16 protein-coding genes and 2 pseudogenes are annotated in these 16,741 nt (G+C 61.1%); 9 read left to right on the forward strand and 9 right to left on the reverse strand.

Translation table 11 applies throughout. The features are described from left to right. The first annotated feature begins 241 nt into the window (after positions 1 to 241). Positions 242 to 889, forward strand: a complete 648-nt coding sequence (locus H0B54_RS21295; RefSeq protein ID WP_188261985.1) for a hypothetical protein — start codon at positions 242 to 244, stop codon at positions 887 to 889. A gap of 213 nt (positions 890 to 1,102) precedes the next feature. Here H0B54_RS21295 and H0B54_RS21300 read toward each other — a convergent pair whose 3' ends face one another. Continuing rightward, positions 1,103 to 1,354: a DUF2190 family protein gene (locus tag H0B54_RS21300; protein WP_188261986.1), complete on the reverse strand. Its 252-nt coding sequence runs from the start codon at positions 1,352 to 1,354 to the stop codon at positions 1,103 to 1,105. A gap of 448 nt (positions 1,355 to 1,802) precedes the next feature. On the opposite strand from H0B54_RS21300, the gene H0B54_RS21305 reads away from it, so the two are divergent. Next, the gene (locus H0B54_RS21305; RefSeq protein ID WP_188261987.1) at positions 1,803 to 2,591 is read left to right on the forward strand and encodes a DNA/RNA non-specific endonuclease; all 789 of its coding nucleotides are present in this window, start codon (positions 1,803 to 1,805) and stop codon (positions 2,589 to 2,591) included. Positions 2,592 to 2,658: 67 nt separating this feature from the next. After that, entirely contained in the window at positions 2,659 to 2,913 is a 255-nt protein-coding gene (locus H0B54_RS21310; protein WP_188261988.1) for a hypothetical protein, read from the forward strand. A gap of 14 nt (positions 2,914 to 2,927) precedes the next feature. Here the strand turns inward: H0B54_RS21310 and H0B54_RS21315 are convergent. The 6 genes and pseudogenes from H0B54_RS21315 to H0B54_RS21340 form a co-directional block, all read right to left on the reverse strand. Beyond that, positions 2,928 to 3,259 (reverse strand): annotated as a pseudogene (locus H0B54_RS21315) (transposase family protein); the annotation flags it as partial. 46 nt (positions 3,260 to 3,305) lie between these two features. Further along, complete coding sequence (locus tag H0B54_RS21320) at positions 3,306 to 5,162, reverse strand: GYF domain-containing protein (RefSeq protein ID WP_188261989.1); 1,857 nt, start codon at positions 5,160 to 5,162, stop codon at positions 3,306 to 3,308. Positions 5,163 to 5,599: 437 nt separating this feature from the next. Next, a complete protein-coding gene (locus tag H0B54_RS21325; protein WP_188261990.1) occupies positions 5,600 to 6,061 on the reverse strand; it encodes a ribbon-helix-helix domain-containing protein in 462 nt (153 codons plus the stop codon). A gap of 763 nt (positions 6,062 to 6,824) precedes the next feature. After that, complete coding sequence (locus H0B54_RS21330; protein WP_343068994.1) at positions 6,825 to 8,144, reverse strand: Y-family DNA polymerase; 1,320 nt, start codon at positions 8,142 to 8,144, stop codon at positions 6,825 to 6,827. Then, positions 8,102 to 8,530 (reverse strand): LexA family protein, encoded by a 429-nt coding sequence (locus H0B54_RS21335; RefSeq protein ID WP_188261991.1) that lies wholly within the window; start codon positions 8,528 to 8,530, stop codon positions 8,102 to 8,104. Before H0B54_RS21335 ends, H0B54_RS21330 begins: the two co-directional genes overlap by 43 nt. A gap of 183 nt (positions 8,531 to 8,713) precedes the next feature. Then, on the reverse strand, positions 8,714 to 9,814 hold the full coding sequence (locus H0B54_RS21340) for a glutamyl endopeptidase (protein ID WP_211109477.1): 1,101 nt from the start codon (positions 9,812 to 9,814) through the stop codon (positions 8,714 to 8,716). A gap of 154 nt (positions 9,815 to 9,968) precedes the next feature. Between H0B54_RS21340 and H0B54_RS21345 the strand changes: the two genes are divergently transcribed. From H0B54_RS21345 to H0B54_RS21355, 3 genes are all read left to right on the forward strand, one after another. Continuing rightward, entirely contained in the window at positions 9,969 to 10,871 is a 903-nt protein-coding gene (locus H0B54_RS21345) for a DMT family transporter (RefSeq protein WP_188261993.1), read from the forward strand. Between the two features lie 315 nt (positions 10,872 to 11,186). Beyond that, positions 11,187 to 12,254, forward strand: a complete 1,068-nt coding sequence (locus H0B54_RS21350; protein WP_188261994.1) for a helix-turn-helix transcriptional regulator — start codon at positions 11,187 to 11,189, stop codon at positions 12,252 to 12,254. A 16-nt stretch (positions 12,255 to 12,270) separates the two neighbouring features. Continuing rightward, positions 12,271 to 12,723 carry a glycine-rich domain-containing protein gene (locus H0B54_RS21355; protein ID WP_188261995.1) on the forward strand — a complete coding sequence of 151 codons (453 nt, stop codon included), beginning with the start codon at positions 12,271 to 12,273 and terminating at the stop codon, positions 12,721 to 12,723. 202 nt (positions 12,724 to 12,925) lie between these two features. Here H0B54_RS21355 and H0B54_RS21360 read toward each other — a convergent pair whose 3' ends face one another. Further along, the gene (locus H0B54_RS21360) at positions 12,926 to 13,171 is read right to left on the reverse strand and encodes a helix-turn-helix domain-containing protein (RefSeq protein WP_188261996.1); all 246 of its coding nucleotides are present in this window, start codon (positions 13,169 to 13,171) and stop codon (positions 12,926 to 12,928) included. A 243-nt stretch (positions 13,172 to 13,414) separates the two neighbouring features. Here H0B54_RS21360 and H0B54_RS21365 point away from each other — a divergent pair, with 243 nt between their 5' ends. The 3 genes from H0B54_RS21365 to H0B54_RS21375 are packed head-to-tail and all read left to right on the forward strand — an operon-like array spanning position 13,415 to position 15,989. Next, the gene (locus tag H0B54_RS21365; protein ID WP_188261997.1) at positions 13,415 to 14,659 is read left to right on the forward strand and encodes a hypothetical protein; all 1,245 of its coding nucleotides are present in this window, start codon (positions 13,415 to 13,417) and stop codon (positions 14,657 to 14,659) included. Next, positions 14,659 to 15,483 (forward strand): hypothetical protein, encoded by an 825-nt coding sequence (locus H0B54_RS21370; protein ID WP_188261998.1) that lies wholly within the window; start codon positions 14,659 to 14,661, stop codon positions 15,481 to 15,483. Before H0B54_RS21365 ends, H0B54_RS21370 begins: the two co-directional genes overlap by 1 nt. Beyond that, positions 15,483 to 15,989: a hypothetical protein gene (locus H0B54_RS21375; protein ID WP_188261999.1), complete on the forward strand. Its 507-nt coding sequence runs from the start codon at positions 15,483 to 15,485 to the stop codon at positions 15,987 to 15,989. Before H0B54_RS21370 ends, H0B54_RS21375 begins: the two co-directional genes overlap by 1 nt. 488 nt (positions 15,990 to 16,477) lie before the next feature. Here H0B54_RS21375 and H0B54_RS21380 read toward each other — a convergent pair. Continuing rightward, positions 16,478 to 16,741: pseudogene (locus H0B54_RS21380) on the reverse strand (hypothetical protein); the annotation flags it as partial.

A 16,741-nucleotide genomic window follows, 5' to 3' on the forward strand; every position in this document is an offset into this window, starting at 1 on the left:
CGCGGGATCGGGCTGGCCTTCGGGTGTGGGCGCGGGACACGTCGAACAGCAGCATCAGAAAAATACGCAGCGTTTCTGTTGACACCAGCAGGTCAATGAAGATCTTGAGTAACATGAATAATCTTTATTGATGCTTTTTGACGAGATATTGCAGAGATATGTTTTGCCTGTAAGCTGAGTTGAGCCAACCCTTGAATCAAGGCAATATGAACCTACCAACTGCCATCTTATGGAGAAAGCAATGGCTTTACGGTGGTCGGCTAATCTCATCCTAAAATTACGCCAAAAGCCTGAGATTGCTGCGGTTGTGGCAATATCCGGCCTTATTGTGGCTGCTGTATCATTTGGTAAGGATGTACTCGACTTAGCTGATAAAGCACAAGTTCAGTTGGGTCTTAAGCCAGACTCTTTACAGATAGCGAATGAAGACGCCAAGGGAAAATTTTCAAGGGAACTTACTCGCAGCGCCTGGAGGCGCATGTTTTGGATGAGGCGCTATGGGCTTGCTGTCGAGGACGGTTTGCCCACCCAGGATCGCAAAGATACATGGGAAAGCTACCTAAAAGTTCTAGATGAGTGGAATGCTGATCTTATGGTCAATATCATGCTTATTAACAAGTATTATGGATTAGAGAAACGACGATTTTTTGAGCAAAAAATACAGCCGCAGTTCGGTGAACTTCATTCCTGCATTAACCGTCTTCACTATAAGGAAATATACGAGAAAAAAAACTCATCTACTTGCAAATTTTCAGGACAGAATAGCGAGGAAGAGATACAAAATGCGGTTGAGTTTCGCAAACGGCTAGATAGTCTCAACATCGATCTTTACTGCTTTGTTTCAGGATTGGATGCGAAAGGGCGATTTTGCGGTCATCATAATCAATGAAAATAATCAATGAAATTGGATTAATTAAAGCGGATTTGCTTTTCTTTCTATTCTCGAGCATCCGAATACAAAGCACAAACCGGGTGGGTAGATCTATAACGATCTGTCTCTTAAAGAAGAGTACTATCTGCGTTCAACAGCGAATTTAATAAACACGTTGGGCCGGCCCAGCAGTCTCGTCCCCGCCAGCCGCCCCAGTTCCTACCGCCCAGATCAGGCCGCAACGGCGGTGCTTACGCCGTCCAGCCGCACCGTCACGGTGCTGACCCCGTTGCCGGCGGCCTCCACCGCCACGCCCACCGGGTAGAGCCCGGCGCCGGGCGAGTCGCACTGGTGCGCGGTGTTGTCCCAGCTCACCCGGCCACCCGCGGCGATCACGGCGGCCGTCTTCTTCGGTAGGATGAACACGCCCTCGGTAACATCCACCAGGGCGCCGCAGCTGGCCGCGTCGCCCACCCAGCCCATTACACGGTGCGATCCAGTCTGCCTGTTCGCTGAGCCTCAATGCGTCTGCCGGTACCGGCTGACCATGCTGTCGGTGACATCCTTCGGGAAGCAAAGCGGTGACCGCCCGCCCGGCCGGCTATAGGCGCTGTTCCCACCGCACCGCCGCCCGTTCCGCATCGTGTTGTATGGGCACGGGCAGTTACCTGGGTAGGACGCGATCGACTCCTGAATGATCCGCTCCCTCACCTCGTCATCAGTCAGGGCTGGGCCGCGTGCCGTCGCAGGTGAACCGGATATTGCGATGATGAGCCCAATCAAGGGCAGAAGGAGCGAGCGGCGCATCGTTCTCACCAACTAGAAGGCGAATCTCACAATATCCTGACGAGAGATCCTTAAGGCTTCATTGCAACCACCTCAGTCCGGGCGGCATACTCCGGCCCCGCCGCCATGCGAGAGGAGCCGCCCAATGTTCGGACGCCACATTGCCGCCGTTCTTGCCTTCGGCGCGCTCACGCTTGTTGGGCCCCTCCAGAGTGCAGCGGCGGCGCCGACCGATTGCCCACAGCACTTCCTCGATGGACAGGCTCCGGACTTGGTCCGCCAAGCTCTCTCGGCGAAGACTCGGCCTATCTGCTACAGCGCTTACGCCCTGCTCCACTCTGGAGTAAGCCGCACCTCCCTCTGGTCAGCCGAACACCTGACCGCCGACCGACTAGCCGCCGCACGGGAGATGAAGCGGAAGAACACGTTCCATCCTGATCCCAACCTGCCGCCAGACGAGCGTGCGGAACTGGACGACTACAAGGGCTCGGGCTTCGACCGCGGTCACATGAGCCCCAGCGGAGACATGCCCAACGCCCAGGCTCAGCATGAGAGTTTCAGCCTCGCCAACATGATCCCCCAGAACCGTAGGATGAACCAGATCATCTGGGAGCAGATCGAGTCGGCAACACGCGATTACGCCGTGCGGACCGGTGAGCTGTACGTCGTGACCGGGCCGATCTACCAGCGCGGTGCGACCTTCGAGCGGATCAACGGGCGTGTCATCGTGCCGACGCATGCGTTCAAGGCGATTTACGACCCGGCCAAGCGCGCCGCCGGCGCCTACGTGGTCGAGAACATCGACACCAAGGCATTCAAGGTCGTGTCCATCTCCGAGCTGGAACAGCTCACCGGCATCTCTGTTTTTCCTGGACTTCCGCCTGAGACCAAGGCGACCGCAATGACGTTGCCCACGCCGAAGCCGCGCAGGTGATGATGGCGGACAGCGACGACCGGCTTACATTCACACCAGCGCCATTCCTGCCCCTCGAGAGGTGACCATGCCGTCGCAGATCAAGCCCTTCGCAAGCGACGCCGAATCGCTTCAAGTCGACGAACTCACCGTCGAGAACCAGACCGACCGGGTGTCGATCTACGGCAGTCTGATCGTCACCAAGGACAAGAAGGGCCTACAGCATGCTCGCGAGCTGAAGGCTATCCTGGATGACGTCATCGCGGCGCTGGAGAAGGAGCAGGCACTGCCAGACCAAGTAGCGATCAAGCCGACCGATAAGGTGGAAGATCCTTGGGGTTAGAGCGCCAAACAAAATCATCTCTGGACAAAGCGCCTGCAGTTGAGGCTGGCGGTGAAGATGTCGGCGCGCCGTTCGTAGCGGACGGCGATGTGGCGGAAGCGGACGAACAAGGTGAACGTCCGCCGGACTGCCCATCGGTGTCGGCCAAGACGCTTACTGCTCTCGACGCCACGCCGGGCAATCCGCAGAGTGATCGCTCGTTGGCGCAGCCCCGCCGGAAATGGACGAAGTAGTAGCCATTGTCGGCGTGTAGCTTGGCCGGACACCGTCGTGGCCGTCCGGCACACTGGCGGGTCGCCGACACGGCACCGACCCGCGGCTCCAACAGCTTGCTGTCGTACCGGTTGATGCCACATTCCACATCAAATCGCATTCTGCGGCTCAAAGCCTGACTACTTGGCCGTCAGCAGCGTGCGTAGCAATTTCCCTCGGATCTGCGCCGGAGTTGCGAGAGCTTCGGTGTACAGGATTTTCGCTAGGCCGCAGGTGTCGGTCTTCGCAATCTGTGACGTCCCGAGTTGAGCCATGCGCTCGACCGTCGCGGCTCCGTACTTGCGAGAGATGTTCGTGAAGATCAGGCGTCCCAAAGCTTCCGCCTCCTTCGGTGGGATGGCACTTCCCGCTCCGGCGACCCCGCTCTCGAGGATCATCTCGGAAGCCCGGAGGTCGCGCTGCAGCACGTCAGGCGACAAGTAAGACCGAAGTTCGATGTGTTTGCCGGGCGTCCCCATGACGTAGTCGTGGCATACTTCCGGGCTCACCTTACCGATGCCGTCCACCTCCTCGACGAGCACACTGGCCAGGGCGATCAGGGCGTCGTCAGATGCTCGCGGGAGATAGGCGCGGATCATGTCGCCGAGGCTGTTTCGCATCGCCGAGTACACTTGGGCCTCAGGCAGGCCTTTGATCGCACCATCCACGAATGTATCCATGAGCTTGCCGAAGCGCGCCTGATCGGCCCGCGCCACCACATTGTAAAGCGGGATCTCACGCAATTTGCGCGCGATATCCTCAGGGTTCGGTCGGGAACCCACGCCCGAAAGCGCGAACTGACCGTCGGATATAGCGGTGGCGAAGCGCGCCGACAGCAGTTCCTGGACGCTAGGATACCACATCGTCGTGTTGGCGGTGGTGCTGTACGCCTTCTCGGCGAATTCGCTCCCGACGCCGAATTGAACCGCCTCGCGCTTCGCTAGATTGTTCACCTCGCGCAACTCCTGAGCCGTCAGGCCAGGGAAGTTGCTGGAGTGGAAACCCAGCTTAGCAATAGGGTTCACATACCGCTGCACACCACCCAAGTACGCGATCGTGCAAGCGGACAGGCAGCGATCCGACGTATAGGTAATCAGTTTCCGTTCGCGGATCAGATCGCGCATCAAACGGGCTTCGGCGATCCGGCCGCCGGTACTGTTGAGATGAACAACCCCAATGCCATGAGCGGCGTCGAGGAACTTCCGCAACTCCTTGGTCGCACCGAACGGAATGCCGCCGATGAACTCGATCTCCGTCCCGCCATTGAGCAACCTCAGCTCAAAAGTGCCGACGGTCGGATCGCCGTTGACGATCCGATACGCTTCAGTGATCTGCGGCACGGCCTGTCTGCCGAGTACATTGGCAGCTTGGAGGCAGGCCAGTACCATCATGAACTGCGCGATGCGCGCCCACACCGCTTTACCGCCACGGGACTTGTGACTTCTCGCCGAGCGCCACACGCCGACCACCTGCCATAGCGTGACCAGCAGAACCAATGCCGATATGAGCACAATGCCGACCAGCCCGATCATGGGATCGTACATGTCCGGCAATGCCGCTGTCAGTCCGGCCGCTGCCGCCATGGCAGCGATGTTTCCGAGGAAGCCATTGACCCAATACGAGACGCCCAAGCTTAGTTCGCCTCGCCAGTGGCGGGCGATGTAGGACCGGCCCAACCTGCTACGCTTCTCCCCCACCGATCTGGCCGGAATCTTGTCATCCGCGTCGTCCGGCTCGGCGGCGGCCTGCGGCGTTCTAAGCTCTGCCGACACCCTAGGAGACACAGGCAGCACGACAGACTTTGCCGGAAATAGGCTGGGAACGTGGCAGGCCTGGATCCACTCGCCTCCCATTGGAGTCCAGATCATGTCGTTGGGCTTGATATGGCCATCGGCCACCATTCCCAGGACATCGTCTAGTGAGTACGGTCCGGCGGCGCGGCCACCGAGGCTGAAGTACCAGGCGTCTACCTGTCTCGGATCATCCAGGGCTTTCATTGCTACTCTCAAGCGTAAGCGCAAGCACACCATTCCATCGTCAACGGAATAGTGCAACCGAATGATCGCAGGCACACCACAGCAGGAATACCTGAGCGAGTGTCGCTCAGCAGACGACCACCTTTCTGATTGATGGCAGCACCCGTGTCCCCCTAGTCCACGTCGCAGCGCCCTGCGTGTAAATCCAAGCTTCGCGGCGGCGCATCTCCCTCAGTTCCTGGCATGCGATCTGGGCGCTGCGTGCGGTCCAAGAAGTGAAAGGCATCCCCATAGGAATCCAATTTCGGATTTGCCCAAGTTGGGAGCCAGAGGCGGACAAAAACCCTCCCAATTGGCCTCAAGTCATTGAAGTTGCATAGCCTAATGGAGGCTATATCGGCGCCCATTGTGGGCTTACGACGTGCAACCGACTGATGCGTCTTCTAAACGCGCGACCATCACAGGCATGCGCTTGTCGGCGCCTCCGCCTGCCAGACTGCCGCTCCTCGACCAGACGCGTTGAACTGACCTTCGATAGCAGGTGGGGCCTGTTCGGCAATCAGGCACCTCTCCTCGCTGGCCAGCTGCCCAGAGTGTTCCGGCAGTTCCACATTTTCCATCTTCGGGGCCGCATCCTGCGGCATCACCTCAACAGGATCTCCGCATCCATGCCCGGCCAAGCGGTGCCCTTCTTCAGTGGCTGCGGCCCGGTAATACTCGGCGACGAAGGTCCGGACCGACGAGGTGAGATTCGAGCATTCCCCTGTCAAGGCAACAACCTTCCGCTCCACCAAGCTCACTACTTGGCTCACCCTCATTCCTTCCCGCCGGCTGATATCGTTCAGCGATTCCCACATCGACGGCTCCAGTCGCATCGACGTGCGGCGCCCATTCACGATAACATTCTTCACAGCGAGCATGACGCATCCTTTCGGTGCGTGCACTCTATGGCATGATTTACAACCTATCAAATCAATTCATCTAACCGTACGCACAATGTGACGCAGAACCCCACCAAGCTCTGCCACAGCACGGTAGCTACCGGGCAACCATCCAAAATGCGAGATTCATAGTCGCTCACGGCCGGTCGACCGTGAGTAGGTCGTTCGAGAACTGCGCGAAACCACTGCCAGCCATTGATGTTGGTGAAGCAGAAGCTGATCCAGGCCCGTCATCGGTCCATCAGATCGACTGAGCACCTGAATGGCTTCCAACTGCCAACAATCTACCTGACAGAGGCTGGAACGTCATGATCGATCAGAAGCCACCCCCTACTCGGACCGCCACGCAGGCCCGCCAAGGCAGTATTAAACACGTCGGACGGTATGTTCTTGGGATAAGTCTGCCGCTCGCGATTATCGCGATGATCGCTGTTTACTTGTTCGTCTTCTAAGCCGAGCGGTTACTTGCCTTAACATCGTTATTATGCCGGAGGAAACCTGTGAGCATTCAGTGCCGTTGCCTCCTCATCCGAGAAGGAGAGGCGCCTATCTGGAGCGAGAAGGCGTTCCGCTTGCCACCGAGCAGGGGCGACGGTGTTCAGTTTGAGGAGAATGGAACGCCATTCACGTTCCAGGTCACCGAGATCCTGCACACGTTATCTCTGGATGGCGTGGATTTCGCGCTGATCCTCACCGAGGTGCCCGGATCACGGGGCAAGCCGTTCAGGGTGTTGTTCGAAGATCAAGCCCGCACCACCGGCACGTCTTCCAGTTCGGTCGTGTAGCTGGGCGACCGGCTGTCCTGGCGCATCCGCCACGCCCTGCCGATGATGGCTGCCGGCACCAGAGTGTCCCGGCCCATCCGGCTGTTGATCGCGTCCATCGCCGCCATGAGCCGGGCACCACGCGCCCGATCGGCGGCGGCCAGCAGGTCCGGCTGCACTTTGGACACCGGCACGAGCCCAGTCAGGATCACTCCAGCCTTGCTGAACTGGAACCCGTCACGCCAGATCCTGCCGGCGCCGGCCGTCGCCGCGGCGACCAACGCAAAGGTGTCATCGGTCGCCGGTCGCAGCTCGACCGTAGCGGCGTTGCTGTAGGCCGGGCCGGGCCGGAAGGGCGAAGTGTGCATGAACACCTGGAGCGCCTCCGCAGCCAGCCCCTCGGCGCGCAGCTTCTCACCGGCCCGAGTCGCATAGGCCGCCACCGCTTCCCGCATCGGCTCCCATTCTGTGACCGGCTGGCCGAACGAACGCGTGACCGCCGTCGTCTTGCGCGGCGCCGGCGCCTGACCGAGCGGCAGGCAGGACAGCCCGCGCAACTCGTAGACGATCCGCTCGCCGACGATGGTCAGCACTTGGCGGGCGCGCCGGGGCTCCATGTCGCGCAGGTCCGCCGCGGTCTTCACGCCGAGCATGCCCAGCTTCTCGGCGCTGCGCCGCCCGATCCCCCAGACGTCCTCGACCGGCACGACGCGCAGCACATGCTCTCGCTCCGATTCGCCGCCCAGATCGCAGACGCCGCTGTCGTCCAGCAGCGTCTTCTTGGCCGCGTGGTTGGCCAGCTTGGCCAGTGTCTTCGTCACGGCGATCCCGACGCAGGTCGGAATGCCGGTCCACCGCCGGACCGTCGCCCGGATCTCTGCGGCGTAGGCCCGAAGGTCGCGGCCCTCGAAGCCGGACAGGTCCAGGAAGGACTCGTCGATGCTGTAGACTTCCAGACGTGGCGTGAAGCCGCGCAAGCAGTCGGTCACCCGGGCCGACAGGTCGCCATACAGCGAGTAGTTGGAGGACAGCACCCGAACCCGATGCTGGCGGACCAGCTCGCGCACCTCGAACAGCGGCTGGCCCATCTTCACACCCAGCGCCTTCAGTTCGGCGGAGCGGGCAACGAAACAGCCGTCGTTGTTCGAAAGCACGCCGACGGGCACGCCCTCCAGCCGAGGGTCGAACACCCGTTCGCACGAGACGTAAAAATTGTTGCAGTCCACCAGCCCGTAGACCTGCGGCGCCATGGCGATCAGCGCCGATGCAGGCGGACGGTGCTGGTGACCACGCCCCACACCTCGAAGCCGGGCCGGTCGGTGACCTCGGTGGGCCGGTAGCTCGGATCGTCGGTCTCCGGGATCAGGTAGACCCGCCGGCCGCGGATCAGCAGCCGCTTGCAGACCAATTCGCCGTCCAGCACCGCCACCACGACATCGTCATGCCGGGCGGTCAGGCTGCGATCCACGATGGCCAGGTCACCGTCGTGGATGCCCGCCCGTGTCATGCTGTGGCCGGCAACGCGCAGGGTGAAGGTGGCGCTGGGGTGGGGCACAAGAACCTCGGCGAGGTCGATGCGGCCTTCCACGTAGTCCGCCGCCGGGCTGGGAAAGCCCGCCGACACCACCGCCTCGACCGCCACCACCGGACACGACGTCATCAACACCGGAACCGGCGCCTGCATGCCCACCTCCCCCATTTGGACCCTCAGGCGAGGATGGCGCGGAATGAGAACTTTTCAAGAACTAAAAGCGGTTGACATCGATCCAGGTGAGTGCGACGTGGCTGGCTCATCCCTATTCGGCCGTATAACCTTGCATCAAGCGGCGAAGGTAAATTGATGTGTACCTTCGCCGCCCCTCCGAAGTCACTTTAGAATAAAGGCAAGATAAGAGTCCGCACCGACCGTCCCAACTGTGCTCGTCAGCGCTCCGACGGCTTTGCCAGTGAATGTAACACTCATGTCGATTGAACCGTTGGCGTCCAAATCAATATGAGCAGTCGCGCCTTTGTAGTTGTCAGCACCGGTCATTTCGGCCCAGGTAATTGTCGATGTTCCCTCTCTCCATCCCCAAGCAGTGGTCCACTCCCCAGCATCCAGGTCGGTCACCGTGGACCACGTAACGCCGCCGCCACGACCATCGACGAAGTACGTATCCTTGCCCACCCCACCCGTTAGGAAGTTAGAGCCGGTACCACCGTCGATCACATCATCCCCGTCGCCCGCGTCGACCGCGTCATTCCCAGCAGTCATGTTTAAGAAATCATTGTCGGCGGAACCTTTCACGGCCTCGTCTGCAGATGAACCGATGAACTGCCACTTGAGACCGGATACCGGACCAGAATAGGTTGTGGACGCAACGCTGTCGCTGACGGCGCCAACAGTTCGCGCGAAAATTTTGGTTGGCTCAACGGTTTGCGTAACAGGGTTTGTCACTGTCGTTGGCGCTGACGGAATCGTGTCGTTTTGAGTAGACGGATTTGACACAGGTGGATTTGAAGATGTGTTTTTCCCGTCACCGCCAACATCTTCAGCAACCGCGAGCCCCCAAACTCCGGAGCCGCGTATAAACGAGTTTGATACACTCAGATAATACGTTCCTGATGCGTCCGGCTTAAATCCAACAATACTGTCATAACCATACGCATCAGGTAACCCGACGTCATCACCATCTTTATAATTGAGCAGATATCCACTGGAATCGAATATACTTATATCAACTTGGTAAGTACCCTTAGCAACGAACATATATGTCGCATTACTTGAAAGACTTAACGTTACGAAGTCTATCACCTCGTATGTTGTAAAAGCCCCCGAAGTAGAACCGATATTTTCATAATAATTACTGGAGCCCGCTGAGAATGTAATTTTAGCATCTGGGTTTTGCCACGACTCCAGCTTCCGTTCGCTTTCTGCGTTGGAATCGGTCCAATACGGGTTTCTCGACACCATCCACCTCGCCAGCATGATTGCAATCTATGGGAGCGACAATTATGCATATCTCGGCCTTCCATACGCATTGGAAAAACATCATATCCATACGGGCGATTGATACATTGATTGAAACGCCTCAATCGTCTCTGGTAGGCGCTCCTGCGCCTTCCACGGTAGAGTAGGCCGTATGTCCCGCCCCACGATCATCGGCGCCCTGTGGATCATCGCGTCAGCGTTCGCCTTCATGGCCGCCAACATCGCGATCCGACACCTGGGCGCCAAGCTGCCGCCGCTGGAGATGGCCATGTTCCGGTCGGCCGGCGGCCTGATCATGGTGCTAGTTGCGTGGCGGGCCTTCCTCCATCTGCGCCAACTCCGAGATCCTTACATCCACCTCGTGCGGGCAATTGTGGGCGCGGTGTCGCTGATGGCGCTAGTCCACTCCTACGCCACCTTGCCAATCGCCCTGGTGACGGCCTTCATGTACGTCAGGGCTGCCTTGGTGATCCCCATGGCTCGCCTGTTCCTCGGCGAGCGGGTTGGCCCCGACGTGTGGGCCGCCGTTTGCCTCGGCATTGCTGGGGGTGTCGTAGCACTCTGGCCTCGCCTCACGACCATTGGGACGCCGGCAGCTGTGTGGGACGGTTGGGAAGCGCTGATCCTGCCGCTCGCTGCCTTCGCGGGAGCTGGGAGCCACATCTGCATGCGCCGGCTGGCTCTGACCAATCCACCGAGCGTCGTGGTGGCCGTCTCTGCGATCCTGGTGACCGCCGTGGTGGCGGTGCCCGCGTCCAGCGTGGCGATCGAGCCGCCAGCCGCCGATATCCCGCTGCTGGTCGGCATGGCCCTGCTAAGCGGACTGGCGCAGTGGTTCACCGTCCGGGGCTACAGCTACGCCTCCCCTGCCCGGTTGGCACCTTTGTCGCTGATCGACGTGCCGATTGCCCTGGTGGCTGGCTACGTGCTGTTCGGCGAGGTTCCGGGCGGCATGCAGGCGGTCGGGTCGGCGATGATCATTGGGGCGGCACTCTACGTGTTCAAGGTGGAGCAGTCCGATTCGCGCTCAAATTCGTCCGAGTCGCCCCCGTGATTCGAGAAAATTGTGCAGCATTATTATCGTGTCGAGCAACCGCAGCCACCACCTACACATACTGGTATGCATCAGCCTTACTGCAACTAAAAAAGTTCATTGCCCCCTGAGCTGCGCTGGTTGCGCAATGAAATTCCCAGCAAGGCTTACGAATCAAGCACCTGAAGCCAATTTGGGTGCGCCCAACTCCACAGAATTACTCATAGATTTGGAGCGCCGGTGCATCGCACCCCCCACGTGGGTGGTGGTAGCGTGCAAGAGCGCTTTGTTACGTTCAGACGAAAGGAAAGCCACAACCGTTGAATAGCCCAAACGATGACGATGCTGCCGCTCCCATGGGACATCCCAGGTCCATTCGCCGACATGGCCGTGATGGCGTCACGGCTGCGCGCATCTCTCGTCATCATCGATCCAAACGATAACGTCGTTTACGCCAGCCAAGATAAGAAGCGCCTGTATCCGTTCATCGATTTTTCTGCACCACTGACCTTCGAATCAATGCTGCGCTCCTCATGGAAACACGGAGCGGATAACGGGATCATCAGTCCACCAGACTTCGAGGCGCAGCTTGCTGATGCACAGAACGCTCGCCGAAGCCCTCGCCTTGAGTTCACCCGCCGATTTCCAACGGAATTGATCTGCGCACATATCCGTCTCGACAACGGGTGGAACGCACAGCTTCGTGTCGAACCGGATCGGGCCGGCCTTCGGCAATACTTCTCACGCGACATTCCGACCTTTGGGCTGCTCGAAGCGATCCGGCAAAGGGAAGCTGCTGAGCAGTGCGCAGCGGCGCTCGACTGCTTGGCATTCGGCATCGCAGTTCTGGGACCGGACAGACGGATCAAGCACAAGAACGCCGCCATGGCCGATCTCATCAGTCGGTCCGACGGCTTGTTGGTGGACGAGCAAGGACGCCTATCAGCGCTTCACGGTGATGACACCTCAGAGCTGTCGCGCCTCGTAGCGCTTGCCAGCCTGGGCCGCCTTTTGGCGCCGACCGCAGCCACCAGCATTCGAGCTGCAGCAGGAAGGTCGCACATCGTGTCGGTGTCGCGAGGTGGTGATTCTCTCGGGTCGGCGGTCGTGATGGTCGCGCCGGCCAGTCTTGATGTCGCAGCCGTTTCCGACGTGCTGCACCGAGACTTCAAGCTGACCCCGGCGGAGGCTGAACTGGCCGCCATGATCGGCAACGGCTTCACCAATGACGACGCAGCAAAAGAACTCGGAAAAGCGCCCGGCACCGGACGCGAACAGGTCAAAAACATCCTGAAGAAACTGGATGTTGGGGCACTCGCCAACCGCGGTCAGACGGGCCTTGCCCGCTGGGTAGCCGTATTGGGGGCGATTACCGGAGCCGCCCGGTTTCGCGGCAAATCATGAAAAGAGGAAAGAGCTGATGGATATCTTGAGCAAGGTCCAGGCGATCAACGCCATGAATCTGGACATTCTGGTCGATGACCTCGTGCGCAGCGGCATGCCGAAAGATGAGGCTTCGGTGGCGGTTGAGCGCTATCGGTCGTTCCTCACTGCTGTGGCCGCCTACCCGACGGAAACCCTCGTCCCGTCGAAGCTGGTGGACAAGGTGTGGCACGCCCACATGCTGCGCCCGCGGGTGTATTTCGAGGACTGCATGGTTGCGCTGGGCCAGATCGTGGACCACACGCCGGGCGTCTACGGCACGCCAGCCTATGAGGCCGCCTACGCCATGACGCGCAAGCTCGTCAGCTACGGCCACACGATGCCGGTCGATCCCTACGCGGATCACCCTATGGCCGGCGCCGAATGCTACCGCGAACCGGGTGAAGGCGATGAGTGGCCGCTGGTGCGGAACCGTGCCCATGCAGCCTGAATGTGGCGGTAGCCCAGGCCGCGGGCAGGCGACCTGGGCGCCTTACCACAGAGCATGATGGTGAGGCTGGTGAGCGGGGTGTGGTTGGCGCCGCTCCCGTTCGCCAGCCCATACACTCACCAATGGAGCGAGTGATGCAGCTGAATGTGCCCCCGAAATCTGGGGCGCGCAAGCGTATGCGCGCGGGAAAACCACGGCACGGTCAAGATGTCGATGCCGGACGAATCCGGACGCCGGGCGCACCGTGGTTCAACAATTCCAGACCGGCCTCAATGAACGCGCGCTCAACCTTTCGCAGGGTTTCCGCATTTGCTTTGATCGGTCCGTCTCCGGCTTCCATCCGCCGAATGGTGTTGATCGCTACCCCTGCCGCCTCTGCAAGGTCCTTCTGTTCCCATCCGATGAGCGCCCGAGCCGCTTTCATCTGACGGCTTATGGTGAGCGACATACCTTTCCACCTCTGTTTTTGGTTATGAGAACCCACTTTTGGGTTGCCGGCTTCGGCGGAGTGGGTATATCGTAACCCAAAAGGTGGTTATAGCAACCCATTAAAAAGACCCGGAAGCCTTGCAGCGGCACTCCAAGGTCCTGCCGTCATCAAACGACAAGCGCCCGGCTGCGCGAACAGCCGAGCGCCTATCAGCAGAGCCGCGCGAACGGCTCAACGGTCCCCACCAGCATTGGAAAACCCATGAAGACCGACCCGGAAAATACCATGATACTCAGCGAGGCGCGCGATGAAAGTGTGCCGGGAGAGCACCTCCAAGACGTGCACATCCTGAGGGTGTCGCGCTCCCCCGCCGATGTTCTTGATCTTCAAGGCCGCTGCGCCGTGCTGGCCGAAGCGGGCGGCGATGGGGCTGTCGAAGCTGGTGCGATCAGCGACACCTTCGACTGGCTGTTCGGGAGCAGTGACCTGGACCCGCTGGCCGGCTACGGCGAATCGAGCGTGGAAGGTGACAGCGAACAGGCTGGCGCGTCGGGTTCGAACGTGGCGGCCGACAGAGATGTCGCCGGCCGACTGAAGCTGCTGGAAGACGCTTTCGCCACCACCGTCATGACCGGCAACGGCATGATCGCTCTGGCGAAGTCGCTAGGCACCAGCCTGAAGCAGGCTGAGGCTGAACGCGACGCCCTTCGCAATGAGACGATGGATCTGTGCGAGGTGGTCAACCGGCTCGTCAGCCAAGCCTATGCGGCGCGGTCGCGAGAGGATGAAATGCGCGACGTCCTGCGCTTCGACCCGACGGCCTACCCCGCGATGGAAACCACCGCGATCGAGCAGGCCAGCAAACTGTTCGTCGATCCGGTCTCGCTGCTGGAAGCGTGCGGGGCAATTGCCGAGGCGACGCTGAGCATCACGCAGCAGTCGGTAACCGGCGGCTCCCAAGACGAGATGCTGCCCCTGCCCTTCGCGATGAAGGGCATCATCGACTTTCTCGCCCGGTGCGGCCTCGTCTTCATCAAGGGTGAGCCGCCGGCCAACGAGGACAATGTGCTGCTGCTTTGGACGGGTGGCTGTAACGCCATCACCGCCCTCCGTAAGGGTGGTGAGTGGTTGCAGTTCCCGAGCCTTCAGCCTCTCAGTGAAGACGAGAAGATTCATTGCTGGATGCGGATGCCGCATCCGTCCATCTGGCCGGAGGTGAGGTTGCCGGCCAACATGTTCTCGGAACACGATCTCTACCGGATGGAAGAAGGCGCGATCGCCCGTGCCGCTGCGCAGGCGGCATGGACGATCCAGGCCGGCACGCATGCTGCCAACGCAGCGACGGACATCGCCGTCCTCTTGGACAAGATGCAGAGCATCGTGGACGAGACGCCGGCCTTCTCCGGCGTTGGGCCGATGGCGAAACAGAATCTCGCCGAGCTGGGCGACCTGATCGAGGTGGCGCGGAAGCGGCTGGTTGACGTTCAGCCGCGGGAGGATCGCTGATGCGCTCCACCATGATCCCCAGCATCGGCCTGACCTTTGCCGGGGCCGCTCAGCGGATCGCCGACCTCGCGCGGGACGGCCTGCATCATGAATACGCTCCGCTGGAAGACAAGATGCTGGCTGCGCAGCCGGTCACGCCACTCGACGTGCTGGCCGTGCTTGACCGGTTGCTGTGCCCCGAGATCGGGCTGGCCGGTGAAGGGCACCGCCATGCTCCGGCGCTTCAGCGCGTGCGTGATGCTCTGGACACGCTGCTCGCCGGGTCAGAGGACGCCGACCACGGCCCGTTCCTCGCCGATGTCCGCCGCTGGCTGAAGCTGGAAGCGACCATCGGGGCCGAAGGCCAGGACGATGCCGACTTGATCGACTCGAGCGAGGAGGCCTTCCGCCTCGCGATGCAGATCGCGACCTACGACGGGAACCCGACGCTGGCCATGGCCGCCAAGGCGATCCTGCTCTGGGCCGGACACCCGGTGGCCTGCCACCCGGACAGCAAGCCCGGCGCCCTTCCCTTCCCGCCCCCGGTGTCGGCTGCCCGGAAGGAAGATGACGCGCTGATCTTCGGGCTGGTCGCCGACGCGCTGCGGGCGGTGCCGGAATTGCAGGTGATGCTGACCAGCGAGGCTGCGGTCGCGACCGAATCGGACGACTTCGGTGCGGCCATCGCCAGCCTCGCCGACCGGGCCATTCCCCGCACCGCGCCGGCCGTCCCCACCGTCATCACCGACGCCATGGTGGAGGCGGGCGCCACCGCCGCCGGCTGCTCTCCCGACGCCTTCCGGGCCGGGATGACGGCGGCGCTCAAAATGATGGAGGCGGCTTGATGTCCATCCTGCAGTTCCACACGGATCGGGGCGCACCGCGCCCCATCCACACCGAAATCCACGTCGAGCGGCTCACCTTACGCGCCGCCGCGGATTGGCAACAGGACATCGCTGCGGAGTGCCGACGGCGCCGCGCCCTCAGCGCCGACCTGTTCGACTGGCTGGAACGGCGTGGCCTGTTCGACCGCTGCACGGTGCTGGCCGCGATGGAGGCGGAAACGCCGCTGCTGTTCCGCCGGATCGGCGCGCCAACCGTGAAGGTTCTCGGCATGGGCTGGAGTCGGTCCATGATCGGTCAGCCCGAGGCCGCCGACCCGCACGCCGACTATGCCCACCGGATCGGGCTGGAATATGCCGAGGCCATCGGCGCGGGCGAGGCCCTGTTCAATCGGATCGCGGTGACCGGCGTGGGGCGGCCCTTCGTCTACACCCAGGCGCTGTTCGGGTGGGAAGACCGCGGGCGGCGGGCGGTGCTGTCGGCCATCGACGTGCAGACCATCCACTGACGTCGAGCCGGGCTGTTCATCATTGGACGCTCGGCAGTTGGGCGCCCCCACGGGCATAGATCTGCTTTGGTGTGCAAACTGCATCGAGCTGCACAACGACTGCTCCAGGCTGGTTGTTCATTCCCATCCAGGCATCATAGCCGACGATTTCCCCTCTATTGATATCGCGATAAAGCCCGTAGGTCAGATAGCGGACATCGGATACCGGTATTCGTGCTCCGGCGAGGGACGACGCGACAACGTCGTTGCAAGCGTTTGAGCTTAGCCGATCCAGGGCGCTCACCGCGCCGGGTTCTGGAGCGGCTTGAGGTGGCGGGCTCAGGTTGGCGCAGGCCGCTATGAGCAATGCCGACGCGACGCTCCCACACCGAACCGCCGCCTTGAAGGATATGAACTTTCCAACCCCTTGGTTCCTCACTGCTCTGCCCTCCACCCCACCAGCCTCATTCCTTGGGTAACAGGTTTGAGGCTTCCATGTCCCAGGCGCATCAGGTCGTGGCCATGTGCGGAATGACCTCCAGGTCCAGCGCGACAGCCGCCCGGCTCCACCGCATGAGGTGCAGCGGCAGCCGTCCCACGTCGCTCTGGTGATAGAGGATGCCGGGCCGCTCCTCCAGCCGGCGCCGGCCACCGCCCCGCCCGCTCCACACCGGCACCGTTTCCGGATCAACCAGCCCAACCACCCATTTCGGGTTCCAGCGGGCCAGGGCGACCAGCCGCACCAGCTCGCCGAGCCGATGGAACAGCCCGGC

Origin of the sequence: Azospirillum tabaci (assembly GCF_014596085.1) — a bacterium.
Classification (GTDB): domain Bacteria; phylum Pseudomonadota; class Alphaproteobacteria; order Azospirillales; family Azospirillaceae; genus Azospirillum; species Azospirillum tabaci.

Coding starts and splice junctions, on each gene's coding strand:
- H0B54_RS21295 (WP_188261985.1), top strand. CDS start 242: ATGGCTTTACGGTGGTCGGCTAATCTCATCCTAAAATTACGCCAAAAG.
- H0B54_RS21300 (WP_188261986.1), bottom strand. CDS start 1,354: ATGGGCTGGGTGGGCGACGCGGCCAGCTGCGGCGCCCTGGTGGATGTT.
- H0B54_RS21305 (WP_188261987.1), top strand. CDS start 1,803: ATGTTCGGACGCCACATTGCCGCCGTTCTTGCCTTCGGCGCGCTCACG.
- H0B54_RS21310 (WP_188261988.1), top strand. CDS start 2,659: ATGCCGTCGCAGATCAAGCCCTTCGCAAGCGACGCCGAATCGCTTCAA.
- H0B54_RS21320 (WP_188261989.1), bottom strand. CDS start 5,162: ATGAAAGCCCTGGATGATCCGAGACAGGTAGACGCCTGGTACTTCAGC.
- H0B54_RS21325 (WP_188261990.1), bottom strand. CDS start 6,061: ATGCTCGCTGTGAAGAATGTTATCGTGAATGGGCGCCGCACGTCGATG.
- H0B54_RS21335 (WP_188261991.1), bottom strand. CDS start 8,530: ATGCAGGCGCCGGTTCCGGTGTTGATGACGTCGTGTCCGGTGGTGGCG.
- H0B54_RS21340 (WP_211109477.1), bottom strand. CDS start 9,814: ATGCTGGCGAGGTGGATGGTGTCGAGAAACCCGTATTGGACCGATTCC.
- H0B54_RS21345 (WP_188261993.1), top strand. CDS start 9,969: ATGTCCCGCCCCACGATCATCGGCGCCCTGTGGATCATCGCGTCAGCG.
- H0B54_RS21350 (WP_188261994.1), top strand. CDS start 11,187: ATGACGATGCTGCCGCTCCCATGGGACATCCCAGGTCCATTCGCCGAC.
- H0B54_RS21355 (WP_188261995.1), top strand. CDS start 12,271: ATGGATATCTTGAGCAAGGTCCAGGCGATCAACGCCATGAATCTGGAC.
- H0B54_RS21360 (WP_188261996.1), bottom strand. CDS start 13,171: ATGTCGCTCACCATAAGCCGTCAGATGAAAGCGGCTCGGGCGCTCATC.
- H0B54_RS21365 (WP_188261997.1), top strand. CDS start 13,415: ATGAAGACCGACCCGGAAAATACCATGATACTCAGCGAGGCGCGCGAT.
- H0B54_RS21370 (WP_188261998.1), top strand. CDS start 14,659: ATGCGCTCCACCATGATCCCCAGCATCGGCCTGACCTTTGCCGGGGCC.
- H0B54_RS21375 (WP_188261999.1), top strand. CDS start 15,483: ATGTCCATCCTGCAGTTCCACACGGATCGGGGCGCACCGCGCCCCATC.